24 protein-coding genes, 1 tRNA gene and 1 pseudogene are annotated in these 25,658 nt (G+C 64.4%); 14 read left to right on the forward strand and 12 right to left on the reverse strand.

The genetic code is table 11. From position 1 onward, the window contains the following. Positions 1-123: 123 nt before the first annotated feature. Positions 124-732: a TetR family transcriptional regulator gene (locus tag P24_RS08315; RefSeq protein WP_008944263.1), complete on the reverse strand. Its 609-nt coding sequence runs from the start codon at positions 730-732 to the stop codon at positions 124-126. A gap of 117 nt (positions 733-849) precedes the next feature. Between P24_RS08315 and P24_RS08320 the strand changes: the two genes are divergently transcribed. From P24_RS08320 to P24_RS08335, 5 genes are all read left to right on the forward strand, one after another. Next, a complete protein-coding gene (locus P24_RS08320; protein ID WP_051013113.1) occupies positions 850-1,893 on the forward strand; it encodes an NAD-dependent epimerase/dehydratase family protein in 1,044 nt (347 codons plus the stop codon). 298 nt (positions 1,894-2,191) lie between these two features. Continuing rightward, the gene (locus tag P24_RS08325; RefSeq protein ID WP_008944265.1) at positions 2,192-2,515 is read left to right on the forward strand and encodes an ArsR/SmtB family transcription factor; all 324 of its coding nucleotides are present in this window, start codon (positions 2,192-2,194) and stop codon (positions 2,513-2,515) included. After that, the gene (locus P24_RS19645; RefSeq protein WP_083859632.1) at positions 2,512-2,856 is read left to right on the forward strand and encodes a DUF1127 domain-containing protein; all 345 of its coding nucleotides are present in this window, start codon (positions 2,512-2,514) and stop codon (positions 2,854-2,856) included. The genes P24_RS08325 and P24_RS19645 overlap by 4 nt, the downstream gene beginning before the upstream one ends. Beyond that, the gene (locus P24_RS08330) at positions 2,843-3,874 is read left to right on the forward strand and encodes a permease (RefSeq protein ID WP_008944266.1); all 1,032 of its coding nucleotides are present in this window, start codon (positions 2,843-2,845) and stop codon (positions 3,872-3,874) included. The genes P24_RS19645 and P24_RS08330 overlap by 14 nt, the downstream gene beginning before the upstream one ends. Further along, on the forward strand, positions 3,871-4,707 hold the full coding sequence (locus tag P24_RS08335; RefSeq protein ID WP_008944267.1) for a transglutaminase domain-containing protein: 837 nt from the start codon (positions 3,871-3,873) through the stop codon (positions 4,705-4,707). Before P24_RS08330 ends, P24_RS08335 begins: the two co-directional genes overlap by 4 nt. A gap of 117 nt (positions 4,708-4,824) precedes the next feature. Here the strand turns inward: P24_RS08335 and P24_RS08340 are convergent, their stop codons facing one another. From P24_RS08340 to P24_RS08360, 6 genes and pseudogenes are all read right to left on the reverse strand, one after another. After that, complete coding sequence (locus tag P24_RS08340) at positions 4,825-7,284, reverse strand: arsenate reductase (azurin) large subunit (RefSeq protein WP_008944268.1); 2,460 nt, start codon at positions 7,282-7,284, stop codon at positions 4,825-4,827. A gap of 15 nt (positions 7,285-7,299) precedes the next feature. Beyond that, positions 7,300-7,821 (reverse strand): arsenate reductase (azurin) small subunit, encoded by a 522-nt coding sequence (locus P24_RS08345; protein WP_008944269.1) that lies wholly within the window; start codon positions 7,819-7,821, stop codon positions 7,300-7,302. A gap of 171 nt (positions 7,822-7,992) precedes the next feature. Further along, the gene (locus tag P24_RS20465) at positions 7,993-8,484 is read right to left on the reverse strand and encodes an AAA-type ATPase lid domain-containing protein (protein ID WP_456319889.1); all 492 of its coding nucleotides are present in this window, start codon (positions 8,482-8,484) and stop codon (positions 7,993-7,995) included. Then, positions 8,485-9,398: pseudogene (locus P24_RS20475) on the reverse strand (sigma-54-dependent transcriptional regulator); the annotation flags it as partial. After that, complete coding sequence (locus P24_RS08355) at positions 9,310-10,776, reverse strand: sensor histidine kinase (RefSeq protein WP_008944270.1); 1,467 nt, start codon at positions 10,774-10,776, stop codon at positions 9,310-9,312. The gene P24_RS08355 and the pseudogene P24_RS20475, both read right to left, overlap by 89 nt. Beyond that, positions 10,773-11,561, reverse strand: coding sequence for a substrate-binding domain-containing protein (locus tag P24_RS08360; RefSeq protein ID WP_008944271.1), 789 nt, complete (start codon positions 11,559-11,561; stop codon positions 10,773-10,775). The genes P24_RS08355 and P24_RS08360 overlap by 4 nt, the downstream gene beginning before the upstream one ends. 627 nt (positions 11,562-12,188) lie before the next feature. Here P24_RS08360 and P24_RS08365 point away from each other — a divergent pair. Continuing rightward, a tRNA-Val gene (locus P24_RS08365) sits at positions 12,189-12,263 on the forward strand. Positions 12,264-12,284: 21 nt separating this feature from the next. On the opposite strand, the gene P24_RS20625 is transcribed toward P24_RS08365, so the two are convergent. Then, a complete protein-coding gene (locus P24_RS20625) occupies positions 12,285-13,355 on the reverse strand; it encodes a methyl-accepting chemotaxis protein (RefSeq protein ID WP_008944272.1) in 1,071 nt (356 codons plus the stop codon). Between the two features lie 368 nt (positions 13,356-13,723). Between P24_RS20625 and P24_RS08375 the strand changes: the two genes are divergently transcribed. From P24_RS08375 to P24_RS08390, 4 genes are all read left to right on the forward strand, one after another. Then, positions 13,724-14,224 carry a hypothetical protein gene (locus P24_RS08375; RefSeq protein WP_040707083.1) on the forward strand — a complete coding sequence of 167 codons (501 nt, stop codon included), beginning with the start codon at positions 13,724-13,726 and terminating at the stop codon, positions 14,222-14,224. 123 nt (positions 14,225-14,347) lie between these two features. Continuing rightward, positions 14,348-15,091: an SDR family oxidoreductase gene (locus tag P24_RS08380; protein ID WP_008944274.1), complete on the forward strand. Its 744-nt coding sequence runs from the start codon at positions 14,348-14,350 to the stop codon at positions 15,089-15,091. Positions 15,092-15,122: 31 nt separating this feature from the next. Then, complete coding sequence (locus P24_RS08385) at positions 15,123-15,971, forward strand: fumarylacetoacetate hydrolase family protein (RefSeq protein WP_008944275.1); 849 nt, start codon at positions 15,123-15,125, stop codon at positions 15,969-15,971. Then, entirely contained in the window at positions 15,971-16,834 is an 864-nt protein-coding gene (locus P24_RS08390; RefSeq protein WP_008944276.1) for an alpha/beta hydrolase, read from the forward strand. The genes P24_RS08385 and P24_RS08390 overlap by 1 nt, the downstream gene beginning before the upstream one ends. Here P24_RS08390 and P24_RS08395 read toward each other — a convergent pair. The 3 genes from P24_RS08395 to P24_RS08405 all read right to left on the reverse strand — a co-directional run bounded on the left by P24_RS08395 (position 16,831) and on the right by P24_RS08405 (position 18,251). Continuing rightward, entirely contained in the window at positions 16,831-17,358 is a 528-nt protein-coding gene (locus P24_RS08395) for a GNAT family N-acetyltransferase (protein WP_008944277.1), read from the reverse strand. The two genes, P24_RS08390 and P24_RS08395, sit on opposite strands and share 4 nt — an antisense overlap. Before the next feature lie 107 nt (positions 17,359-17,465). Then, complete coding sequence (locus tag P24_RS08400; RefSeq protein WP_008944278.1) at positions 17,466-17,924, reverse strand: sensor histidine kinase; 459 nt, start codon at positions 17,922-17,924, stop codon at positions 17,466-17,468. Positions 17,925-17,936: 12 nt separating this feature from the next. After that, complete coding sequence (locus P24_RS08405; RefSeq protein ID WP_008944279.1) at positions 17,937-18,251, reverse strand: DUF883 family protein; 315 nt, start codon at positions 18,249-18,251, stop codon at positions 17,937-17,939. A 247-nt stretch (positions 18,252-18,498) separates the two neighbouring features. On the opposite strand from P24_RS08405, the gene P24_RS08410 reads away from it, so the two are divergent. Further along, positions 18,499-19,641: an AI-2E family transporter gene (locus P24_RS08410; protein ID WP_083859640.1), complete on the forward strand. Its 1,143-nt coding sequence runs from the start codon at positions 18,499-18,501 to the stop codon at positions 19,639-19,641. A 59-nt stretch (positions 19,642-19,700) separates the two neighbouring features. On the opposite strand, the gene P24_RS08415 is transcribed toward P24_RS08410, so the two are convergent. Beyond that, on the reverse strand, positions 19,701-20,903 hold the full coding sequence (locus tag P24_RS08415; RefSeq protein WP_008944281.1) for a pyridoxal phosphate-dependent aminotransferase: 1,203 nt from the start codon (positions 20,901-20,903) through the stop codon (positions 19,701-19,703). 183 nt (positions 20,904-21,086) lie between these two features. Here P24_RS08415 and P24_RS08420 point away from each other — a divergent pair, with 183 nt between their 5' ends. From P24_RS08420 to uvrB, 3 genes are all read left to right on the forward strand, one after another. Beyond that, positions 21,087-22,322, forward strand: coding sequence for an MFS transporter (locus tag P24_RS08420; protein WP_008944282.1), 1,236 nt, complete (start codon positions 21,087-21,089; stop codon positions 22,320-22,322). Positions 22,323-22,347: 25 nt separating this feature from the next. Continuing rightward, positions 22,348-23,115 carry a class II aldolase/adducin family protein gene (locus P24_RS08425; protein ID WP_008944283.1) on the forward strand — a complete coding sequence of 256 codons (768 nt, stop codon included), beginning with the start codon at positions 22,348-22,350 and terminating at the stop codon, positions 23,113-23,115. 113 nt (positions 23,116-23,228) lie between these two features. After that, positions 23,229-25,382, forward strand: coding sequence for an excinuclease ABC subunit UvrB (uvrB, locus tag P24_RS08430; RefSeq protein ID WP_156816230.1), 2,154 nt, complete (start codon positions 23,229-23,231; stop codon positions 25,380-25,382). Positions 25,383-25,658: the final 276 nt, after the last annotated feature.

Consider the following 25,658-nt stretch of genomic DNA (forward strand, 5'->3'; position numbering starts at 1 on the left):
GATGTGCAACAATCCAGGACCACCGAATATTTAATGTCCCTGACCGTGAGCATTCCTTCGGATCATGCCACATCCAAGGGCGGAGCCTGGAACTCGTTGGGTGATTGTGCCGATCGGCGGAGACTATTTGTCATGTCGGCCGGTTGCTTCGAACGCCGCGATCAAGGCGTCGATCACCGCCTGAAGTCTGGGCTCCATATCCAGCCCGGCCACGACAGCCTGCTCCACATGAGCGGGATGGACGAACACGGTGACCGCGTCGCGCACCACACCCGCAGAGGTGTCGAGGTCACGGATGCGGAACTCACCCCCCGCGATCCCGTCCTCCAACACCTGGCGGACGAGCCCGGTCATGCGTCGCGCATAGTCGGTGACAAGGTCCGGGCGTTCGGCCACGATCCGGCGGTAGAGGCCGTGGATCTCCGGGTCCTCGCCGAGTTTGGCGCGTTTGCTGCGGTGGAGCGCCAGGACGAGGCCGCGCAGCCGCTCTGCCGCAGGACCCTCGGCCTTCGCGAAGCGCGCCGCCAGTTCGGCTTCCTCGGCCATCGTCCGCGCAGCAAGGGCGTCGAAGATATCCGCCTTCGACCGGAAGTGCCGGTAGATCGCCGAATGCGACAGGCCCATGGCCTTGGCGATATCGACCACGTTGGTCTTGGCCTCACCAAAGCGACGGACCTGCTCGGCAGCCGTGTCGAGAATGCGGTCGCGATGATCGGGCGCGTCGGTTGTCATGCGCAGCTTCTACCGGACAGATGGAAGTATTGCAACAAGTAACATATTACATAATATGTATTGTGTAATATGGTTTCGTGTGACACGTTGGGACAAACCCCACCTTAGGAGAGTCCCATGAGCCACTATCCTCACCAAAGTCCGGCCCGCTTGGCCCTCGTCACTGGAGGCTCTGGTTTCGTCGGCGGACATCTCATCCGCCGCCTGCTTGCCGATGGCTGGCGCGTCCGCGCGCTTGGGCGCAGCGTCGAAGCGCTGGCGGGCGTTCAGGTGCTCGACGCCGAACCGGTCGCGGGCGACCTTTCGGACCGTGCCGCGCTGACCCGTGCGATGGAGGGTGTCGAGGTCGTGTTCCACGTCGCGGCGCATTTCAAGCTTTGGGGGCCGATGTCCCTGTTCCGCCGGATCAATGTCGAAGGCACCCGCAATGTTGTCGAGGCTGCCGATCGGGCCGGCGTGCGCCGCGTCGTCTATGTCAGCGCCGCCGCCGTCGTCATGGGCCGCCCCGAACCGATGCGTGGCGTGACCGAGGACATGCCCCTGCACAAGATGCCGTTTGCCCCTTACTCCACATCCAAGGCCGAAGCGGAGGAAGTGCTACTCGCTGCGAACGGCCGCCGCGCGGGCTTCTCCATCGTGGCCATCCGCCCGCCTTTCATCTGGGGCCCGGATATGCCGGCGCTCGACCACATGGTCGAGACCGTACGCGCCGGGCATTTCCAATGGGTCGCGGGCGGCGGACAGGCGCTTTCCACCTGCCATGTCGAGAACCTTTGCCACGCGCTGATCCTCGCCGCCGATCACGGATCAGGCGGGCAAGCTTGGTTCGTGAGCGACGGCGAGGACACGACTCTGAAGTCCTTCCTGACGCGCCTGCTCGGCAGCCGCGGCGTGACGCCCAAGGATCGCTCTGTGTCCTTCGGTGTCGCCTGGACGATGGCCGGCTTGATGGACACAGTCTGGCGGATATTCCGCCGCAAGGGCGAGCCGCCGATCACCCGGCAGATGCTGCGGCTGATCGGCAAGGATTTCACCATCGACATTCGCCGTGCGCGCAATGACCTCGGCTACGCTCCAGTGACTTCGCCGGCCGATGGCATGCGCCGCATGCGGGCCGGCGAGGCAACTCCGGCTTACACGGCCGTCGATGGCCATCTATGACGTCTCGCGGCCCCGTCATGAGGCTTGCGGCAACCCTTGCGGGCGCCGACGGTGCAACCTTCTTCCGGGCGTGGCTGTCGCGCCCATTCGCTATTGCCGCCCGTCCGCTTCCGGCCCCCCAAGGCTGCGCGCGCTGGTCGATCACCTGCAGCGCTTCCGGTGGAAGGGCGGTCAGTCGCGTAAACGCAAGACGCCTCGCGGGAGTGGCGGATATCGCTTGGGTGCCATTGAGAATCTTTATTTCTATAATTCTGGAAATACCGTTGACGGCAAGACTGCCGGCGCGCATAGTGTCCCTATGACCGATGACCTTGAAACCGCCGCCGCCCGGCTTGAGGCGCTTGGAAACCCGTCCCGCCTGCGGATCTTCCGCACGCTGGTGCGGGCTGGCGACCCCGGCCTTTCGGTTGGCCAGATACAGGAGAAGCTGGGCCTGCCGGCCTCCACCCTGTCGCATCATCTGCACCGGCTGCTGATCGCCGGGCTGGTGACGCAGGAGCGGGCGGGGACCACGCTGATCTGCCGCGCCGATTTCACCGTCATGCAGGGGTTGATCGGCTATCTCGCCGACGAGTGCTGCAAGGATGTCGGCATCACCTGCGGGAAGGAGGATGCGGCATGATGCAGCGTTCTCGTTCGGCTCATTATTTCGATAATTCCGGAAATATAGTGAAATTTCCGGCCCGACCTGCCGTAGGCAAGCCTTTAGCTGTTCTCCTGTCCTGGCAGGAACCGCTGTGCCTGGCCTCGTTGCCTGCCCTCTGGCGGCACTGGCGGCGGGAGCGCCGCGACTGGCAAGCGCTGCGACAGATGGATGCGGCCGCGCTGGCGGATATCGGCCTGTCGCCTCTGTTGCTGCGTGAGGCCGGACCGCCTTCGCTTGTCCGGTTGCTCGCAACCTATCTGCGGCAACGCCGCCCGTTGATTTTCCGCTCGGAAAGGAGCCGTCATGTCTGTTGCTGAAGCCCTCCGCGCTGCCCGGCTGCCGAAGCCGGACGGGGCGGTGGTTGCCTTAACCGTCACCCTGCTGGCGCTAGCCCTGTTCGCGAATGAACAGCTTGCCGCCAGCATCGACTTCACCCTGAGTTCCCTTCTCGGCGTCTTGCCCTTCCTGCTGGTCTCGGTGGCGCTGGCCGCCGGTGCCAAGGCCAGCGGGGCGGATGCGCTGATCGCCCGTGCCTTTGTCGGGCGCGAAGTGCAGATGGTCGCTTTTGCCGCACTGATCGGCGCGCTGTCGCCCTTCTGCTCCTGCGGCGTCATCCCGGTCATCGCGGCATTGCTGTCGATGGGCGTGCCGCTGGCGCCGGTGATGGCGTTCTGGCTGGCCTCGCCGATCATGGACCCGACCATGTTCGTGCTGACCCTGGGCACGCTGGGTCTCGATTTCGCACTAGCCAAGACGGCGGCGGCCATCGGCGTCGGCCTGCTGGGCGGCTATGGCACCTATGCGCTGACCCGGGCCGGCGCGCTGGCCGATCCACTGCGTGAAGGCATCGGCAATGGCGGCTGCGGCGCGGCGTCGATCCGCAGCCACAAACCGGTGGTCTGGCGCTTCTGGAAAGACGACGCAAGGCTGGCCAAATTCAGCCGCGCTTCCTTCGACACGCTGCTGTTCCTCGGCAAGTGGTTGGCGCTCGCCTTCCTGCTGGAATCCCTGATGCTGGCCTATGTCCCGGCGGAGGCGGTGCGCGGCCTGGTCGGCGATGGCGGATTCCTGTCGATCCTGGTGGCGACGCTTGTGGGCGTGCCGGCCTACCTCAACGGCTATGCCGCGCTGCCGCTGGTCGGCGGCTTCATCCAGCAGGGCATGGCGCCGGGTGCTGGCATGGCCTTCCTGGTTGCTGGCGGCATCACCTCCATCCCGGCGGCGATTGCGGTATGGGCGCTGGCGAAGAAGCAGGTCTTCGCGCTCTATATCCTGTTTGCGCTCGCCGGCTCGCTGCTCAGCGGCGTGCTGTTCCAGCTCGCAGTGCGAGCGTGACGCTGATCGTGACCGTCCAGTTGCAGGACCGGGCCGCCGATCATGGCGCGCTCGGCCTGCTGGTTCCTTGCGGAATCTCGACGAATCGCCAGCGCCTCCTTTCTTTCGAGCCGCCGCAGGGCAGCAGGATTCGCCTGCTGCCCGACAGGGACAGCGACCAGATGGTGGCATTTGTGGAAGCACCGTCAGCAGACAGGCTGACCCTGCGCTACGGTTTCGCGGCGGAGACTGGCGGCCTGTCGGAACAGGCTTTTCTTTCCACCGAGAACCGATGGAGCCGGGCGGCGCGTGCGCTGGCGGCGGAGGCCGAGACTATTGCCCTTGCGGCCGGCTACGGGCGCGCCGGCATCCAGGCCCTCGTCGAGGCCACGGCCGCGAAGTTCCGCTATGGCCATCCGGCGGAGAAATACTATGACGGTCAGGATGCCATACCGCATCTCGGCTGCGGCCTGACCGAAGGCAGCTGCGTCGATATCAATGCCTATCTGATGGCCGCGCTGCGCAGCGCTGGTTACGAGGCCGCCTATATCGCCGGCTATTTCTTTCCCCGGGAACGGGACGGCCTCACCAACGACATGCATTGCTGGGTCGCAACCCGCCATGAGGGCGAGATACTGGAATGGGATATCGCCCATCACATGAAGATAGGCGAGGCACGCATCGCCGCCGCCTATAATCCCAAACCGGGCGAGCGTTGGGCTGTCGGGTACGGGCTTGGCCACCGCTTCCAGCTCGATGACAGGGAAGTCGAGATGAAGCTGCTAGCTGAACCGATGTGGCTGCTGCCCGATGGCCATCTGGCGGATGCGATGCTGGAAATCCGCGTTTCATGACAGCGGGCAGCGGCCATTCCTCTCGCTGTTTCCGATCAGGGCGGAGGGGCTGCTAGCAACAAAAAGAACGGGCGCCCGAAGGCGCCCGTAGAGTTTTGCTCCCGTCTGCGGGGGCCGTCAGGCCTTATACTCCTTAGACTTGAAGGTCAGATGCGCAACCGATTTCGGGGCGTCGGAAATCTTGCGGATATTGCCCCAGGTCTGCTTGTAGTTCGGGATCACAAACTCGTTCACCCCCGCATTCACCACATTTCCCTGCACGCCGGAGGGATAGGCGAACAGCATGAAGGTGTGGCCCGGCTTCGCTTCCGGTGTCGGATAGGCCATTGCCTGGGTGGAGCCGGAGTCATTGTACACCTCCACCAGATCGCCTTCCTTCACGCCCAGCTTCGCCATGTCGGCCGGGTTCATCTCGATGAAGGGGAAGGGCCAGCGGTCCATCACCAGCTCGTTCTGGACGTCCAGATAGGCGGACTGCCAGACGATGTTGGCGCGGCCATTGTTGATGAGGAAGGGATAGGCATCCTTCTGAGCCTGTTTGCCCTCGGCCTGCAAGCCACGCCATTTGGTTTCCATGAACTGCGCCTTGCCGTCGGGCCGGGAAAACTTGCCGTCGGCATAGAGGCGTTTGGTGCCGACGATCCGGCCATCCTTGAAATCCACCGCCGGCTCCTGAAAGCCGTTGGTGCCCATGGCGCGCAGCCTTTCGTAGGTGACGTGCTTCCCGCCATGCGCGGTGGCGTGGTAGCCGTCCATGAAGGCGTCCTCCTCGGTCTTCCAGTCGAAGCCCTTGAACTGCTTGGCATAGTCGGCCATGCCGCTGGCGGCCAGAACGCGCTCCATATGGTTGGCCAGTCGGGCGGCGATCAGGCAGTCCGGCATCGCCTCGCCCGGCGGGTCCATGTAGCGCTCGGTCAGCCGCATGCGCCGCTCGCCATTCATCGAGGTAAGGTTCATCTCGCCCGAGGTCGCGGCCGGCAGCATTACATGGCAGGCTTGGCCGATCTGCGTCGGCACGATATCGACATCGACGGCGAACAGCCCGCCCTGGCGGATGGCGCCCATGATCGCTTCCACCATCGCCTCGCGGTCGCCATAGGGCACCGCGTTCATCGCATCCTTCACCATGTCGGTGCGGCGCTTGTAGACCCGCTTGAACTCGTGCGCGTTCAGCGTGGTCTTGTAATGGTCGCAGCCCCAGATGTGATGGACGCCGCCTTTGCCTTCGATCAGCAGCCGGTCGACATAGGCGGCTGGGCGGCCGACATGACCATCGGCAGGCCGGGCATAGCCTTCCTGATGCCCGCCCATGCGCACGCAGCCGCCGCCGGGACGGCCGATATTGCCGGTCGCCAGAGCAAGGTTCGCCAGCGCGCCGTTGGTGCGGTAATTGTCGTTGCCCCAGATCAGCCCCTTCTCGTAGGCGAACATGGCGCGCCGGCGCTTGCCTTCCTTCGGTTCGGCGATCCAGCGTGCCGATTGCCGGATCTGCTCGACGCTGAGGCCGGTGATCCGCGCTGCTTCCTCCAGGCTGGTCCTGTTCGCCGCAAGCGCCTTGTCCCAGTCGATGGTCGAGGCGGCGATGAAGTCGCGGTCGATCCAGCCCTGCTCGGCGATATAAGTCAGCCACGCGTTGAACAGCACCAGATCGGTGCCGGACTCGATGGCGAGGTGCATGACATTGTCCTTGCCGGCCTCGACCTCGCAGGCATTCACCGTCACGGTGCGGCGCGGATCGACGATGATCGCGCGCGCGGCGGCATGGGCTTCGCCCGGCAGCTGCTCGCGCTTCTTGCCGAGCGAGGAGCCGCGCAGGTTTGGCACCCAGTGATTGAGGAAGTAGTTGGTCTGGGTTTCCAGCGCATTGGTGCCGACAGCGACGATGGTGTCCGCTAGCTCCGCATCCTCATAGCAATTGTTCAGCTCGCCGACGCCCATGTCGCGGGTGGCATGGACCTCGGAGTTATAGGCCGGGCGATTATGGATGCGGATGTTCTTCACCTTCATCGCGCCGAAATACAGCTTGCCGGTGCCCCAGGTATTCTCGTAGCCGCCGCCGGCGCCGCCATGGTCGAAGGCGGAGACGAACAACCCGTCCTCGCCCTGTTCCTTGATGACGGCGGCGGTGACCCGCGCGACCAGGTCCAGCGCATCGTCCCAGGAGGTCGGCTGCATCTGGCCGTAGCGCCAGACCAGCGGATCGGTCAGGCGCTGCTGCTGGGTCGAGCGCGCCTCGGAGAAGGTCATCTCCGCCATGCGCGCGCCGCGGATCGAGCCCAGGCCTGAATTCACCACGCAGCCCTTGTCCGGCTTGATCACCAGATGCACGTCGCGGCCGTTCTGCTTCACGATATTGTACATCGAAGGGGCGTACCAGGCCTCGGCCTCGGCGAATTGCGGCTTCGAGAGATCGACGCCGAACTTGTTCCTGTCGGGCTGAGTGCCGCCCTGGCGGTTCACGTCCCAGCTATAGGCCTTGTAGCCACAGCCGACGATGCAGTAGTGGCAGACGACGTTGTGTTCCTTGGCGTCGGCCGGGACGATCGGCAGGCGATCGATATTGCGCTTGTAAGCCATGATGGTTCCTCCCGGTCAGAGCACGTTGCTGAGGCGGCCATAGAGCAACTCGTCCACGCCATCGGCATAGATGTCGCCCTTGGAATCGACCCGCAGGAAATATTGCGGCAGGTTCTGCGTCGCCTGCCCCCAGACCTGCTGGCCGCCCTTCTCGCAATCGAAGCGCGAGTAATGGCCGGGGCAGTTCAGCGTGCGATCCGCGGCGTTGTAGGACATCGGGAAGCCCTTATGCGGGCAGACGGTCGAAAAGCCGACAATGTCGCCATCGGGGCCGGCACCGCCCTCGACGGGCTTGCCCAGCTTCAGCAGCACGCCCGGCGCGTCGGTGTCCGGATAGGCGACATCCAGCGGCTCGTTCGGCTTCAGGTCCTTGATGTTGGCCAGCCGGTTGGACGGGTATTCCACCCGCGCCATGGCGGGTGCGGCCTTCGTTGGCGTGGCGGCAACGGTCGCTGCCGCGACCCCCGCGCCCGCCATGGCACTGCCGCGCAGGAACTGGCGCCGGCCGACATCGACCAGCATGGTGCATCGCTTCATGATTATCCTCCCCCTGGTGAACAAACTCCTGAACAAGGGGGAGCAAGGCCGGTGCCATGACGCACTGCACACGCCAGGCCCGCGACGCGCGGGATACAGCCTTCGCAGTTGCGGCGGCGCGTTCGGATAACCGGAATCTGCCGGGGGAGTGTTCGGATTTCCGAACGCCGGTCAGTCGGTAAGACCGGCGGTCAGGCCATAGCGCCGCAGCTTTTCCCACAAGGTCGTGCGCGACACGCCCAGCAGCCGGGCCGCCGCCTGCATCTGGCCCTGGGTTTCGGCCAGCGCACGCTCGATCTGCCGGCGTTCCGCCGCCTCGCGGACCTCGGCAAGGCTGGCGATGGCCGCCGTTTCGTCGCTGGCGCCGCGATATTCCGGGAACAGGTCGGCGGGCATCAGCATGTCGCCCAGCGCCAGGGCGACGCCGCGTTCCACGCGGTTGCGCAACTCGCGCACATTGCCAGGCCAGTCATGCGCCAGCGCCACCTCCTCGGTCAGCGAGCCGATGCCGCGCAACTCCACCCCCATGCTGGCCGTGAACTCCGCGAAAAAACGCTGCATCAGCCAGCTAATATCCTCAGGCCGATCCCGCAGCGGCGGTACCTCGATGCTGACCACATTGATGCGATAGTACAGGTCCTCTCGGAACCTGCCATCCCGCACCGCCTGATACAGGTCGGCATTGGTCGCGCAGATCAGGCGCGCCTCAAAGGCAAGGCTTGCTCTCCGCCCAGCCGGGTGAAGCGGCGTTCCTCCAGGATGCGCAGCAGCTTGGCCTGCAAGGGCAGGGGCAGGTCGCCGATCTCGTCGAGGAACAGGATGCCGTCACGGGCCCGCTCCGCATATCCCTGATGCCGGCCACTGGCGCCCGTGAAGGCGCCACGCTCATGCCCGAAAATCTCGCTTTCCAGCAGGTTGTCCGGGATCGCCGCGCAGTTCACCGCCATGAAGGGCGCGTCTTTCCGCGGGCTGTTGGTGTGCAGGAAGCGGGCACAGACCTCCTTGCCAGCCCCCGTTTCCCCGGCGATCAGCACGCTGCTCGGGCGCTGCGCCAGCCGGCGCAGCAAGGCTTCCAGTTCCAGCATGGGCCGGGAAATGCCGAGTACGCCCTCGGCCTGATCGCGCTGGCCGCTATCCAGCAACTGCCGCGTCCGGTTGAGGAAATCCTCCATCGCAAAAGGCTTGGTCAGGTAATCCCCGGCGCCGGCCCGCATCAGCCCCACCGCCTGATCGATATCGCCATAGGCGGTGATGAACAGGAACGGTGCCTTGCCGCCGGCATTGCAGGCGGTCTTGAAGACCGTCTGGCCGTCGGCATCGGGGAGCCGAATATCGCACACCACCAGGTCCGGCCGCAGGGTCTCGATCTCGCCAATGGCCGAGGCGCCATCTTGCCACCAGTGCACGGCATAGCCTTCCAGCGTCAGGCTCTGAACCAGGGATTCGCCCATGATGGCGTCATCCTCGACGATGCCGATCAGCGGCGGTTCAGGCGACATGGCGCAGCTCCCCTTCGCGCAGCGGCAGGATGATGCGGATCGTGGCGCCGCCTGCCGGGTGGTTCTCTGCCTCGACATGACCGCCGCTGCCGGCCGCAAGGCGCTGGATCATCCACAGGCCGAGGCCGCTGGCCTCACGGATCGGCATGTTCTGCGGCGAGGCCTGACGTAGATATTCGAGCGCCCAGGCCGGCAGTCCGGGACCGCTGTCAGTGACGGTCACACGCAGATGCCGTTCATCGCAGATTGCCGTGAAGCCAATCTCGCCGCCATCCGGCGTCGCAGTGCAGGCATTCAGCAACAGGTTAAGGGCGATCTGGCGGATCGCGCTGCGCGAGACAGGCAGGCTGTCCGGAATGGTGTTGTGCCAGCCGACGATGAGCTGCTTGCGCCGGGTTTCCGGCGAGACCAGCAGGCGCAGATCCTCGAAATCGGCATGCCGCAAAGGCTCCGTCTCCGCGCCGGAACGGTAGGTGACCAGGGCGGCCCGGACGACATCACGGATACCGGCCAGCCCACGCTCCAGCAGGCTGATCGAGGTCGCCCGAACGGCCTCCTGCTGGCCGTGGCGTTTCAGCGCATCCAGGGCGTTGAACATACCGCCCAGCGGGTTGTTGATCTCATGCGCCATGCCCGAGGCCAGCCGCCCGAGGCTCGACAGTTTTTCCTCCTGGGTCAGCCGCGCCGAGAGCGCCTGCCGTTCGTTCACCGCTTCGACAAGGCTGTTGTAGCGACGGAACAGCGCCTGAAAATCGCCGCCCTGGGCGCGCACCTCGCGCTCGGGGATCGGCACCATGCGGCCTTCCGAACCATAACCGATGCGCTCGGTCAGCAGCTGTACCGGGCGGACCATGCGGCGTACCAGCAGATAACCCAGGGCTGCCAGTCCCAAGGCCAGCAAGCTGTTGCCAAGGATCAGGGTGGCCATCACTTCCTGCCGCTCGGCGATCAGCGTGCGTACATCGAACACGGCATAGATCGTGCCGAGTTGCCGTGACTGGTAGGTCAGCGGGCGCTGCGAATAGGCACGCTCGCCATCGGCTTCCAGCGCCAGCGACGGTCGGGTGCCGAAGGGACGCAGTTGACCGGCCGACAACTGGCTGCGTGTCGGATAGCGCTGCGGGTCCGTGGCGGCAATGATCTGGCCATCGCTGTCGACGACGATGGTGGTCAGCACGTCGAGGCCAGCATAGAGATGGCGGGCCCGATCCAGGGAATCGAAAACTTCCCAGACATCCTCGCGCAGCACATGCGGCAGGATGGCGGAGGAAAGGCTGTCCAGATACGCCCCTGTCAGTTCCTCCAGATGCCGTTTCTGGGTGTCTGCCAGCCTGTCCAGCACCCGGTCCGATACCAGCAGGCTGACCGCCAGCATCAGCACCGCCACCAGCAGCGGCACCTTCAGCGTCAGCGGCCACGCGCCGGACCGCCAGGAAGGTAGCCTCGCACCGGTCATCCCAGCCTCCCGACCAGCGCCACCTTGGCGGCGATACGGTCGAAAAGGGCCGGCTCCGCAGCCTGGAAGCCGTCCAGCCGCAGCATCGCCAGTACGGCACGGCCATCCTCGTCCTGCGCCATGTCGAGCAGCGCGCGGCGGGCCGCAATCAGTTCCGGACTGTCCGCCTTCTCCTTCAGCGCGGCGACCGGCGGGAAGCCAAGCAGCTCCGACTGGCGAACAATGCGCGTGCCGCGCGTCAGGGCGGGTTCGGTTTCGCTCAGCACATCCCAGACATAGCCGTCGACGCTGCCACTCTGGGCCAGACCGGTGGAAACCGCGCGTACCACGTTGCGATGGCCATAGGTGAAGAAACTGTGCGCGAAGAACGAATCGGGCCTGTGCCCCGATTCGGTGATCAGCGCCCGTGTCACCAGATAGCCGGAATTGCTGTCCGGGTCGGAATAGGCATGGGTATCGCCGGCCAATTGCTCGAATCCCGTGACCTCCCGTTCGGCGCCGCAGATGAGGTAGGAGCGGTAGAGCGGCTGGCCCTTCCAGACCGGCACAGCCACAAGGTCCAGCGCATCGCGATGCACGGCATAGGGAAAGCCGCAGATCCAGGCGAGATCGATCTGACCGGCCAGCAGCAGCGAGGTGATCTCCTGATAGGAACGCCGGGTGACCAGCTGTACGGGGTGGCCCGTGGCTTTCTCAAGATAGGCCTGCAGCTGTTCGAGCAGGAGTAGGTCGTTGGTCAGAAAGACCGGGGTAAGGCCAAAGCGGATGGGCTGGCGCGGTGCCATTCCCGCATCGGCGGCGTGGCTAGCGGAAGGCAACAGCAAAGATGCGGCGGCAAGGGTCGCCGCTGTCAGGAACTCCCGTCGCTCGGTGCGCCACCCTGTTGCGGCCGGCGACGGCTTTCGCCCGTCACGGCGCATGGCGTTCCCCCTGGCTGTTCTGTGTTTTGTTCAGCCTAGCCTACTTCCAAGACAGGGGTAAGCAGAACAAGTGTAAACGGCATAGGCAATTCGCCAGCTACTGCGGCCATCAGAAATTATCGGCCAGTCCAGTTCGAACTGATGAGCGATGCGCGCGCCAGCCTGCTCGCCTGGCTCGAGCGGCGTGGACATCGAAGATGCGCTTGCCCTCTCCGAGGGTACAGAAATCTGACGGCGACGGTGGCCCTTCATAGTCACCTGAGGGGCCGCCATCGGCCGACTATCGCAACGGCCGCTTATTGAGTTCCGGCGCCGGGAGCAGACAGACCGCTCCCGGCCCGACGTGGTAATTGCCAGCTTGAAGCAGCAATGGTTGAAATGAGTTCGAGAGCTGAGATTCAAACTGAGACACTACCGGCGAACGCCATCGCTTGACAGCCGGAAGCACGGGCCCTATACGAAGGCCCTCCGCCGCCAGACGGCGGGCCTAACGGGCGGTTAGCTCAGCGGGAGAGCACACGCTTCACACGCGTGGGGTCACTGGTTCAATCCCAGTACCGCCCACCATTCCCCCCTCTGGAATATCAATCAGGTACGCTGCACGATGCAGCCATACCAGCCGAGGCCGGCATAGGTCTCATAGCCTGGCGTCAGCGCAAAGCCGACCCGGCCGCCGGCATCGTCGCGGTAATGGCCGCTGCGCGCCGATCCGGTGTTCAGCCGCAGCGTCTCGCTCAGGATGCCCTTGCCATCCGAGGAGGCGATCACCCGGAAGCGGTTATCCAGCAGCAGGACGCGGGTATTCTCCGCCTCTTCCGGCGTCAGCCGCACGCCCTTCACGATGGCCTCGGCCTGTGGTCCCCAGTCGAAATGGATGCCCAGCACGCCCAGCACCTTGCCGCGCGCCTCCCCGCCCTCGCGGATCGCCGCCGAATAGGTCGCCACCGGCTTGTTGCCCAGCTGCGGCGATGATGCGATATCGGCAACCGCGTAATCGTCGCCCGTGGCGGTGTTCAGCGCGTCCCGGAACCAGGCCTCGCGCGACACGTCGGCGCCTTTCACGTTGTAGGCATCGGGGCGGCCATTGGCGATCACCTTGCCGTTCATGTCGGCGATCCACAGGTCGAGATAGACCGTATAGGCCGACAGGATGACGCCCAGCCGCTTCGACGCATAGGCGCAGGCCGTCGCTGACGGATCGACGGCGCAATCGACCACCGCGCTGTCGGTCGCCCACCAGCGCACGTCGCAGGTACGTTCGTAGAGATTGCGGTCGATCAGCTCCACAGCGTTCAGCGCCAGATCGACGAGCCGGTCGCCGCGCATATGATCGACCAGATTGCCGCCCAGCCGCTGCAGCCCCTCGACCCGCTGCGACAGCTCGCTTTCCAGCGTGTTTGAGATCAGCTCGATCTCGCCGGACACCGACTTCACTTCACCGGCCACCACCGCGAAGCCGCGCCCTGCCTCGCCGGCGCGGTTGGCCTCGATCAGCGCGTTCAGCGCCAGGATCTTGGTCCGGCTGGTGATCGCGCGGATTGCCGTGATCTTGTCGCGCGTCAGAGCCGCTAGGTCGGAGGTCAGCTCGATGATCCGTTCCGGCTTGTTATCGTCCGCCGCCGGCATACCATCCTTGGCGCCGATCTTATGATTCTGCATGGTATTCAAGAGAATTCTCCGGGCAAAAGCGCAAAATACGATCTATTGCGGCGCGCCTGGACAGGTTCACCGCAATGCCGGAAGCAGGATTCGTCCCTACAGCCCGCTTCGGGGCGGGCTTTTTCCAATGCATGTTGTCATTGGAATTATTAAACTTTCCTTACCGCGCTGGCTGAAACGAAAAAATTTCACACCCAGGCGGGAGAAAACGCAGGCAAGGCAAGCATTCAACGTATTTCTTTGTTTTTAATCAAGTCGCAAATGCTAGTTTAGGAAACATTTCATCAAGCATAGAGATATGATGTCGAATATGAGCCGATGGTGTGAAAAGCAGGTTTTTCTCTTGAAGCGCGACAAGGGGGCCACCAATGTCGCGTAGCTATAGCAAGAAAGAAGCCCAGGAAATGCTCACCGCGCTGGAGCGCCAGGCGCGGGAAATCGTCATTCTGGCGACCCAGACCGAGAAGAATGTCCATCAGCACAGCTTCCATTCCTACCGGCAGTTCCGCGACAAGATCTCGGAATTCGAGACCTTCGGCATCCTGATCGAGAACCGCCTGCGCAATCTGGAAACCGGACGCGACGAACGGCTGGACGAACAATTCGACGCGCTGAACATCCTGATCTCCAAGGCGGTGCTGCGCACCAGCACGAAATTCTTCCTGGCGCTGAGCAAGAGCCCGGCTCTGCCCATCGGCTCACGCGAGATTTTTGTACAGGAATTACGCAACCTGCATCTGGCGCGGGAAAAGTTGTCGCAGCCGCGCTATGCCCATCTGCTGGACGAGGATGCCGACCGCAACATGAAGGTCGCGGAGAACATCCTGAACGAGATCATCGAACGCGCTCCCAGCCTGCTGAACCTCTAGCCTTTCTCCCCTCCCCGCCACATCCCGCATTCCTGCCGTGAACGCGTCGGGCTTGCCAGACAGCCCTCCAAGCCGCTACAGGAACCCTAATAAAGAAACGATGCGACCTGGGAGCATCACAGGATGGGAAACCGCCTCAGCGGAAAGAAAGCCTTTGTCACCGCCGCCGGACAGGGCATCGGGCGGGCCTCCGCGCTTGCCTTCGCGCGCGAGGGCGCGACCGTCGTCGCAACCGATATCAATGCCGCCGCCCTTGAGGCGCTGAAGGCGGAGGCGCCGGGGATCGAGACCCGCCTGCTGGACGTGACCGACAGCGCCGCGGTGCAGGAGACTGCAAAGGCGGTGGGCGCAGTCGATGTGCTGTTCAGCTGCGCCGGCTTCGTCGCCAACGGCACCATCCTGGAGTGCGAGGAGAAGGATTACGACTTCTCCTTCGAACTGAACACCAAGGCGATGTACCGCATCACCCGCGCCTTCCTGCCGGCGATGATCGGCAAGGGCGGCGGCTCCATCATCCTGATGTCCTCGGTCGCCTCCTCGGCGGCGGGCGTGCCGAACCGCTTCGTCTATACCGCCAGCAAGGCCGCCGTCATCGGCATGACGAAATCCATCGCCATCGACTTTATCTCCAAGGGCATACGCTGCAACGCCATCTGCCCGGGCACGGTAGAGACACCCTCGCTGCACGAGCGCATCAACGCCTTCGACGATCCGGTCGCCGCGCGCCAGGCCTTCATCGCCCGCCAGCCGATGGGACGGCTGGGCACGGCGGAGGAGATCGCAGCGCTGGCGCTTTACCTCGCTTCCGACGAATCCGCCTATACGACGGGTGTAGCCCATCTGATCGATGGTGGCCTTACCCTCTGACCCAAATCACGACAGAACAGGGAGTATCATCATGCGTCTCTTGCGCTATGGAGAAGCCGGCAAGGAAAAGCCCGGCCTGCTGGATGCCGGCGACACGCTGCGCGATCTGTCCGGCCATGTCGCCGATATCGATGGCGGGAGCATTTCACCGGACGGGCTGAAAAAGCTGGCGGCCATTGACCCTGCCAGCCTGCCGGCTGTTTCCGGCAATCCGCGCCTTGGCTGCCCGGTCGGCAATATCGGGAAGATCATCTGCGTCGGGCTGAACTATTCCGACCATGCCGCCGAGACCGGCATGCAGGTACCGGCGGAGCCGATCATCTTCATGAAGGCGACAACCGCCATCAACGGCCCGAACGATACGGTGGTGATCCCGCGCCATTCCAAGAAGACCGACTGGGAAGTCGAGCTGGGCATTGTCATCGGCAAGAAGGCGCAATATGTCGAGGAGAAGGACGCGCTGGACTATGTCGCCGGCTATGTGCTGGTGAACGACATCTCGGAGCGCGAATTCCAGATCGAGCGGCATGGCCAGTGGGTGAAGGGCAAGAGCGCCGACACCTTCGCGCCGATCGGCCCCTGGCTGGTGACCAGGGACGAGGTCGCCGACCCGCAGAACCTGAAGATGTGGCTGGACGTGAACGGCAAGCGCTGCCAGGACGGCTCCACCACCACCATGGTCTATGGGGTGAAGCATCTGGTCAGCTATATCAGCCAGTTCATGACGCTGATGCCCGGCGACGTCATCCCCACCGGCACGCCGCCAGGCGTGGGTGCGGGCATGAAGCCGCCGATGTTCCTGAAGCCCGGCGATGTGATGAAGCTGGGCATCGAGGGGCTGGGCGAGCAGCACCAGGACGTCGTGGGGTACAAGGGCTGATGTCTGCGGCTCCGAGCTATAAGGGCCTGTCCGGCGAGGCGCTGGAGCGGGAATATAACCCGCGCCTCGCCGCGCCGGACTTCCAGGCCTATCTCGACGCCCAGGCCAGCCGTGCCACCAGCACCCGTGATGCGCTGGCCGGCTCGCTGGATGTCAGCTATGGCGACGGGCCGCTGCAGACGCTGGACATCTTCCCGGCAAAGACACCGAACGCGCCGGTTCACGCCTTCATCCATGGCGGTTACTGGCGCGGGCTGGACAAGAGCTTCTACAGCTACATCGCAGAGCCGCTGGTCGCCGCCGGTGCCACGGTGGCGATGGTGAATTACGATCTCGCGCCGAAGCTGACCATCAGCGGCATCGTGGCGCAGATCGCGGAAGCGGTGCGCTGGCTGCACGCCAATGCGCGGCAGGTTGGCGGCAATCCGGACAGGCTGTACCTGTCCGGCCATTCCGCCGGCGCGCATCTGGCCGCCATGATGCTGGCGCGCGACTGGGCGGCGGAAGGCCGCCCGGCCGATATCGTGAAGGGGGTGGTCGCGGTTTCCGGCGTCTATGAGCTGGAACCGGTGACGATGCTGAAGGTGAATGCGGAAATCGGCCTGACCGCCGATGAGGCAGCACGCAACAGCCTGGCCGCGAACCCGCCTCGGCCAGTCTGCCCGATTCTGGTGGCTGTGGGCGGCGGCGAGACGCCGGACTGGATCCGGCAATCCGCCGATTTCGCGAAGCTGTGCCGGAAACGCGGGCTTGCGACCGACTATTGGGAAATCGGCCGCGAACATCATTTCTCGATCTGCGACCGCATGGGCGAAGCCAGACATCCGCTGGTCCGCGCCATGCTGGCCCAGATGGGACTTTAGGGCCGCCAGAGCGCCTCATTGCGCCACACCGGTGGCACGATGAGGCTCGCTCCCGGCGCGCTTTTATTGCCGGCGAGGCGAATGGACTGCCAGCCTGTCCGCCATTCTTCGGGTATTTCATAGGGTGGCAGAAGGTGAGTCTCGGGCTGGAAGCCAAAGCGCCCGTAATAACCAGGATCGCCAAGCACAAAAACCCATGAAAAGCCCTGGTCTTTCAATCGTTCCAGGCTGTCGCGGATAAGGGCGCCGCCGATGCCTCTGCCTTGCCATTCCGGTGTTACCGCGAGCGGGCCTAGAAGAGCGATCCTTTCCGTTACCCCCTCAATCCGGCAGCTTGTCAGGGCTATGTGCCCGACCAGCACCCCGTCGAGGGTCGCGACCAGAGAAATCACGTCCCTCCCCTGCCGCAAGAGTGCGCTGACCAGCGGCAGCAAATCCTCTTCGGGAAAGGCTTTCGGATAGAGGGCTTCTACAGCGGAAAAGTCCGCAGGTCGGATTTCGTGGATATCGGGGATTGCAGACATTCCAGCCCTATTCAAGGAGACGCAAAATCTCCGAAGAATCTAGACCAGCTATCGCCTGGATACACCTTCTGTTCCAGTCACTATTTCAAGGCATAACCCGGGAAACCCTAAAACCGCGCCAAATCGCGCAATGCACCGCGCAGGCCGGGGCTGGCGCCGAGCGCCAGGCCAGCCACCAGCATACCCAGCGTGCCGGTCTTGGCATTGGCACGCAGCCCCTGCTCCAGCTCCGCCTGCAGCAACTGCAGCTCCGCCAGCGTGGCGGCCTGCGCCACCTCGCGGTGACGGGTGCGGCTGCGCACCTTCGTCGCCAGCCAGGCGGTCAGCGCCACCAGTCCAGCCACACCGAGGCAGAGCAGCCCGGTGAACAGCGCGGCGTCAGGCGCCGGCACATGGCGCAGCAGCCAGAGATGGAAGGACAGCGCCAGGAAACCGAGGCCAAGGGCGGCGACGAGGCCGGCGGCGGCGAACCCCGCCACCCGCCAGCACAGCCGCCCGGCACTGTCCTTCGCATTGCGGATTTCCGCCTGCGCGTAGGGCAGCGCTATGTCGAGGAGATACCGCACGATGCGCCCGCCTTAGCGGCGATCCAGCAGCTTGCCGATCAGCAGGCCGGCACCCAGCGCAATCAGCATGCTCTGCAGCGGCTTGTCCTCGATATGGCGCTCGACGCTGGCGACACCCTCGGCACCGCGCGCCCGGGCCGTCTTGGCCGCGCCTTCGAGTTCGCTGCGCAGCGCGGCAACCCGCTCCTTCAGCTGGGCCATCTTGTCGTCGGACGTCGTAGAGGCCTGCTCGCCCAGAGTCTTGGCCAGCGCGCCGACATCCTTGCGCAGCGCCGCGAGATCGTTCTTCAGGGCGGCAATATCGTCAGCCGGTTCACGAGTAGCCATGAAAGGCTCCTTTCGTTGCTTGTAAGTCAAGATTGCGTTCGGCGTGAACGCTTCTACAGGTAAAGAACGCAGGGAAAATCATATTGTTCCGGAAAATCAGAACACCGGCGGGCGTTGGGTGTATATTTTCTGAAAATACGCGCCGCCCGTTCAGGGAACTTTGCGTTGCAGGAAAAAGTTATTCATGGGCCATGTGGCATTTTAATGACCATATGGCGAAATTCATTATGAAGGCATATGAAGATCTATGAGCGATTCGCCGCCAGCCACCCGCCCTGCTCCCTCAGACACCTCTTCTGAAGCCACAGCCGATCAGGGTGTGGAAGGTGGTTCGGCACTCGCCTTCCTGCAGGCCAGCAGCGTCACCCGGATGGCCGCCATCGGGCTGCTCATTCTGGCGCTGATCTACACGGCCTATTTCGCGAAACCGATCCTGCTGCCGATCTTCCTGGCGCTGCTGCTCACCATCCTGCTGATGCCGGCGGTGCGTCTGCTGACCCGCCTGCGCCTGCCGCAGACGCTGAGCGCCTTCCTGATCGTTGCCATGCTGGGGACCGGTCTTGCCGCCGGCACGGTGCAGCTTGCCGGCCCGGCGGCGGAGCATCTCGATCTGGGGCCGAACGTGCTCTACAAGATCGAACGGAAGCTGGCCGAACTGAAACTGCCGCTGCGCAAGGCGCAGGAAACCACCGAAAAGATCGCCGAGATAGCCAAGCTGGAGAATAACGAGGGACAGCGGATCGTGGTGGTCGAGGGCAGCCTGACCGAAACCCTGGCCAGCCAGGCGCAATCGATCCTGACCACGCTGGCCATCACCACCGTGCTGCTGTTCTTCCTGCTGGCCGCTGGGCCTTCTACCGCAAACCGCATCGTCGAGGCCGTATCGCAGGCCGACCAGCGCCGGCGGCTAAAACGCATGCTGCTGGAGGTGCAGTGGAAGATATCGGTCTATCTGCGCACCTTCACCCTTATCAGCCTGGCGCTCGGCGTGGCGACGGCGGCGGCGATGTGGGCGCTCGATATGCCCAGCCCCTGGCTGTGGGGTGCCCTCGCCGCGGTGCTGAACTTCCTTCCCTATATCGGCCCGGCGATCACGGCGGTCATCATTGCCAGTGCCGCGCTGCTGAATTTCGATAGCTGGACTCAGATCCTGATGCCACCGTTGGCGGCCTATGCGCTGACCGTGCTGGAAGGGCAGTTCATCACCCCGCTGCTGCTGGGCCGGCAGCTGACGCTGAACCCGATCCTGGTGTTCCTGGCAGTGATCTTCTGGGGCTGGCTGTGGGGCCTGCCCGGCGCGCTGCTGGCCGTGCCGATCCTCACCATCGGCAAGATCGTGCTCAGCAATATGCCCGGCACGCCACCAGCCTTGCGCGCCGCCATGGAGTGAGCAGATACAAAAAACCCCGGCACAAGGCCGGGGTTTTCTTTTATTCGAGGTTGAAAACCTCAGCGCAGCGAATTGCAGAAGCGCTGGATCTTCGTGCAGGCATCCTCCAGCTGCTCGGTCGAGGTGGCGTAGGAGATGCGGAAGTGCGGGGACAGGCCGAACGCCTCGCCCTGCACAACGGCCACGCCCTCGGCCTCCAGCAGCGCCGTGGCGAAGTCTGTATCGCTGGCGATCACCTTGCCCTCCGGCGTCTTCTTGCCGATTAGCCCGGCGCAGGACGGATAGACGTAGAACGCCCCGTCCGGCTTCGGGCAATCGAGGCCGCTGGCCTGGTTCAGCATGGAGACGACCAGGTCGCGGCGCTCGCGGAAGGCGACGTTGCGCTCCTGGATATAGTCGGTCGAGCCGTTCAGCGCGGCCACCGCCGCCGCCTGACTGACCGAGGACGGGTTGGAGGTGGACTGCGACTGGATCACGCCCATCGCCTTGATCAGCGGCTCCGGCCCGGCGGCATAGCCGATGCGCCAGCCGGTCATGGCATAGGCCTTGGACACGCCGTTGCAGGTCAGCGTGCGGTCATACAGCTTCGGCTCCACCTGGGCCGGGGTGCAGAACTTGAAATCGTCATAGACGAGATGTTCGTACATGTCGTCGGTCATGATGTGGACCTGCGGATGGCGCAGCAGCACATCGGTGACCGCCTTCATGTCATCCCAGGTATAGCCCGCACCAGTCGGGTTGGACGGGCTGTTCAGGATGATCCATTTGGTCTTCGGCGTGATCGCCTTTTCCAGATCCTCCGGACGCAGCTTGAAGTCGTTTTCCTGCGGGCACTGCACGATGACCGGCGTGCCTTCGGCCAGCAGCACCATGTCCGGATAGCTGACCCAGTAGGGAGCGGGAATGATGACCTCGTCGCCCGGATCAAGCGTCGCCATCAGCGCGTTGTAGAGTATCTGCTTGCCGCCGGTGCCGACGGTCACCTGCGAAATCTTGTAGTCCAGCCCGTTCTCGCGCTTGAACTTGTCGACGATCGCCTGCTTCAGCTCGTTGGTGCCATCGACATTGGTGTATTTCGTCTGGCCCTTGCGGATCGCCTCGATGGCGGCCTCCTTGACGAAATCGATAGTATCGAAGTCCGGTTCGCCGGCCGACAGCGCGATGACCTTACGGCCCTGCGCCTGCAGCTCGCGCGCCTTCATGGAGACGGCGATGGTCGGGGACGGCTTGATCCGGTTCAGGCGCTGGGCGATCAGAGCCATTTCTGTTCCTCGCAAGAGACTGGTTGACAGGCTGGAATGCCGGCAGGGCCGACAGCCGCGAACCCTACGCCCGGTATGCCATGCGTTCAACGGTATTTCGCCCCGCGGCGGCAGGATTCTTGCGCGTGCCGGCCTTCCCCGAACGGCATAACAGCCGTCCGCAAAACCGGCTATGATCCTCCGATGCCCCTGTCCGCCCGCCTTGGCCCCGTCGGCCGCGCCCTCTCCCACCCGAATTACCGGCTCTATGTCACCGGTAACATGGCCTCCCTCATCGGCACCTGGATGCAGCGCATCGGCATTGGCTGGGTCGCGTGGGAGCTGACCGGCTCCGCCGCCTGGCTCGGCATCGTCGCCTTCGCCGATCTGTTCCCCACCGTGGTGGTCACCGCTTTCGCCGGAGTCGCGGTGGACCGCATCGGCCCGATGAAGGTGGCACGCGTGGCGCAATATCTGGCAGTCGCGCAGGCAACGACGCTGGCCCTGCTGACCTTCACCGGCCTGATCGATATCTGGATGCTGATCGCGCTGACCGCCTTTCTGGGCTCGGTCACCGCCTTCTACCAGCCCGCCCGGCTGGCGATGATCCCGATGCTGGTGCCGCGCGAGGATCTGGGTGCGGCCATCGCCATCAACTCGATCAATTTCAACCTGGCGCGCTTCATCGGCCCGGCGATTGCCGGGGGCATCATCGCCGCTGGCGGGGCGGGCTGGACCTTCGCCATCAATGCGATGACCTATTGCTGGTTCCTCGCCGCCCTGCTGATGCTGAAGCTCCCGGCGCACACGCCGCGCGAAAACGGCAACCGGCCGCTCTTCACCGAGATGGGCGAAGGCTATCTCTACGCCGCGCGCCATGCCGGCATCGGCCCGCTGCTGGTGCTGGTCATCGTCACCTCGACCAGCCTGCGCGCCGTGCTGGAGCTGATGCCGGCCTATGCCGATGGCGTGTTCCAGGCCGGCGCCGAGGGGTTGGGCATGCTGGTCGCCGCCGCCGGCGCCGGCTCCATCCTGTCCGGTATCTGGCTCGGTCTGCGCGGCAGCCTGCGCGGCCTGACGCGCATCTCGCTGTGGGCGGTGTTTGCGTCCTGCCTGATGTTGCTGGGCTTTGCCGCGACCGAGGATTTGACCATCGGCATGATTACCATGTGCTTCGCCGGGGCGGCGCTGGTCGCCAACGGCGTTGGCATGCAGACGCTGATGCAGAATGCAGTATCGAGCGAGATGCGCGGCCGCGTCATGGGCATCTACTGGATGATTTTCCGCGGCGGCCCGGCGCTGGGCGCGCTGGCCATGGGTGCCGCGTCGGAACTGTTCGGCCTGCACTGGCCGCTGGCCGCCGCCTGCATCCTGTCGCTGGTCGCCTGGGCCTGGTCGATGAAACGCTTGCCCCGCATGGGCCAGGCATTGGAAGCTTGAAGAAATATACCGAGGAGGAACCGATATGAATGCCGTGACAGCTCTAGACCGGCCCGTCCGCGACCTGGTCAGCCCCGAGGAATGGGAGACCCGTGTCAATCTCGCCGCCTGCTACCGGCTGACCGCGCTGTACGGCATGACCGACCTGACGGCCACCCACATCTCCGCCCGCGTGCCGGGCGTCGAGGGGCAGTTCCTCATCAACCCGCACGGCATGTTCTTCGACGAGATCACCGCCTCCAGCCTGGTGAAGGTGGATTATGACGGCAATATCCTGCTGCCCTCGCCCTATCCGGTGAACAAGGCGGGCTATGTCATCCATTCCGCGATCCACGCCGCGCGCCCGGATGTGGACTGCGTGCTGCACACCCATACCCGCGCCGGCATGGCGGTCTCCGCGATGGAATGCGGCCTGCTGCCGATCAGCCAGCATTCCATGCGCTTCTACAACCGGCTCGGCTATCACGACTATGAAGGGCTGGCGCAGGACGAGGACGAGAAGAAGCGGCTGGTGCGCGACCTGGGCACCCACCGCGCGCTGATCCTGCGCAATCACGGGCTGCTGTCCGCCGGCCGCACCGTGGCCGAGGCGTTCAGCCTGATCCATTATCTGGAGAAATGCTGCCAGTCGCAGATCGACGCGCTGTCCGGCGGCCAGAAGCTGACCATCCCGCCGGGGCAGGTCTGCGAGCATACCGCGCGACAGTATGAGGCGTTCGGCATCCTCGGCACGCGCGACTGGCCGGGCCATCTGCGCCGGCTCGACAAGCTGGACCCCAGCTACAAGGAGTAGGCCCCACCTCTCCGCTGGAAACCGTCTGCGCGCGGTCCTATGTTAGCGCCATGTCCAGCACAGCCCCCTTCCATATGCACCCGCTCGGCGGCGCGCGCGAGAAGCGCCCGCCGATGCTGGCCGGCGAGGCCGCCCCGCAGGATCGCGGCCAGCCGCTCGAAATCGTTTCCGACTACAAGCCGGCCGGCGACCAGCCGGAGGCGATCCGCCAGCTCATCGCCGGGCTGAACGAGGGCGAGCGCGACCAGGTGCTGCTGGGCGTCACCGGGTCGGGCAAGACCTTCACCGTGGCGCATGTCATCCAGCAGGTGCAGCGCCCGACCATCATCCTGGCGCCGAACAAGACGCTGGCCGCCCAGCTCTATGGCGAGATGAAGAGCTTCTTCCCGAATAACGCGGTGGAGTACTTCGTCTCCTACTACGACTATTACCAGCCGGAAGCCTACGTTCCACGCACCGATACCTATATCGAGAAGGAAAGCTCGATCAACGAGCAGATTGACCGGATGCGCCACGCCGCGACGCGTGCGCTGCTGGAGCGCGAGGATGTCATCATCGTCGCCTCGGTCTCCTGCATCTACGGTATCGGATCGCCGGAAGATTACAGCCGGATGATCGTGAAGATCGAGCAGGGCCAGAGCATCGACCGCACCACCCTGCTGCGCAACCTGGTCGAGATCCAGTACAAGCGCAACGACGCGGCCTTCGCGCGCGGCACCTTCCGGGTGCGCGGCGACACGGTGGAAATCTTCCCAGCCCATTATGAGGACCGGGCCTGGCGCGTCAGCCTGTTCGGCGACGAGGTCGAGGAGATCGTCGAGTTCGACCCGCTGACCGGCGAGAAGAGCGCGAAGCTGGAAGCCGTGCGCATCTTCGCCAACAGCCACTATGTGACGCCGCGCCCGACGCTGCAGCAGGCCATCGAGAAGATGAAGGTGGACCTGAAGGCCCGGCTGGAGGAGTTCAACAGCCAGGGCAAGCTGCTGGAGGCACAGCGGCTGGAACAGCGCACCACCTTCGACATGGAGATGATCGCCGCCACCGGATCGTGCGCCGGCATCGAGAATTATTCCCGCTACCTGACCGGCCGCAATCCGGGCGAGCCGCCGCCCACCCTGTTCGAATATATCCCGGAGAATGCGCTGCTGATCGTGGACGAGAGCCACGTCACCGTGCCGCAGATCGGCGGCATGTTCAAAGGCGACTATGCGCGCAAATCCACCCTGTCGGAGTTCGGCTTCCGGCTGCCGGTCTGCATCGACAATAGGCCGCTGAAGTTCGAGGAGTGGGAGCAGATGCGCCCGCAGACCATCTTCGTCTCGGCCACGCCCGGCCCGTGGGAGATGGAGCGCACCGGCGGCGTGTTCGTCGAGCAGGTGGTGCGCCCGACCGGTCTGACCGACCCGGTCTGCATCGTGCGCCCGACCGGCAACCAGGTCGATGACGTGATCGCCGAATGCAAGGACGCGGCGGCGAAGGGCCAGCGCGTGCTGATCACCGTGCTGACCAAGAAGATGGCCGAAGACCTCACCGAATACATGCACGAGGCCGGCATCAAGGTGCGCTACATCCATTCCGATGTGGAAACGCTGGAGCGCATCGAGATCATCCGCGACCTGCGCCTCGGCACCTTCGACGTGCTGATCGGCATCAATTTGCTGCGCGAGGGGCTGGACATCCCGGAATGCGCGCTGGTCGCCATCCTGGATGCCGACAAGGAAGGCTATCTGCGCTCCAAGACCTCGCTGGTGCAGACCATCGGCCGCGCGGCGCGCAATGTCGAGGGCCGCGCCCTGCTCTATGCCGACCGCATGACGGAAAGCCTGGAATACGCGATCAACGAAACCAACCGCCGCCGCGAGAAGCAGCAGGCCTACAACGCCGCCAACGGCATCACGCCGGAAAGCATCAAGTCGAAGATCAACGACATCATGCAGAGCGTGTATGAGCGCGGCGACCATCTGACGGTGGAAACCGGCGCCGAGGAAGGCGCGCTGGTCGGCAAGAACATCCGCGAAGTCATCGGCGATCTGGAAAAGCGCATGCGCACCGCCGCCGCCGACCTGGAATTCGAGGAAGCCGCCCGCCTGCGCGACGAGATCAAGCGGCTGGAAGCCGCCGAGCTGGGCTTCACCACCGACGGCAAACCCTTACGCGGCGGCCCGGTCACCCGCGTTCAGGTCCCCAACGGGTCAACCGCGCGTGTGAAGGGCGATATCCAGCCGCCGCGGGGAAAGCCGAAAGCCAACAAGCGCCGGGGGGCGTAATAAGCTATCCCTCTCCCCTACCGTCTCCGCCCGTCACCCCCGCATTGATTGCGGGGGTCCAGGCTTCAACCCGCTGGATCGTCGGTCGAGTAAGCTGAACCCTGGATTCCCGCAACAAGTGCGGGAATGACGGCAGGAGAAACCGCCCGCTATGTGATTCAACTTTCCTTGCCCTCTCCCCTTGCGGGAGAGGGTTGCGAAGCCTTATCGAGCGGAACGCGAGATTAGGCGGAGCTGGGTGAGGGGTAACCGCAAGGGCGGAGCCGCCCCCTCACC

The organism is Oceanibaculum indicum P24, from assembly GCF_000299935.1.
GTDB classification, from domain to species: Bacteria; Pseudomonadota; Alphaproteobacteria; order Oceanibaculales; family Oceanibaculaceae; genus Oceanibaculum; species Oceanibaculum indicum.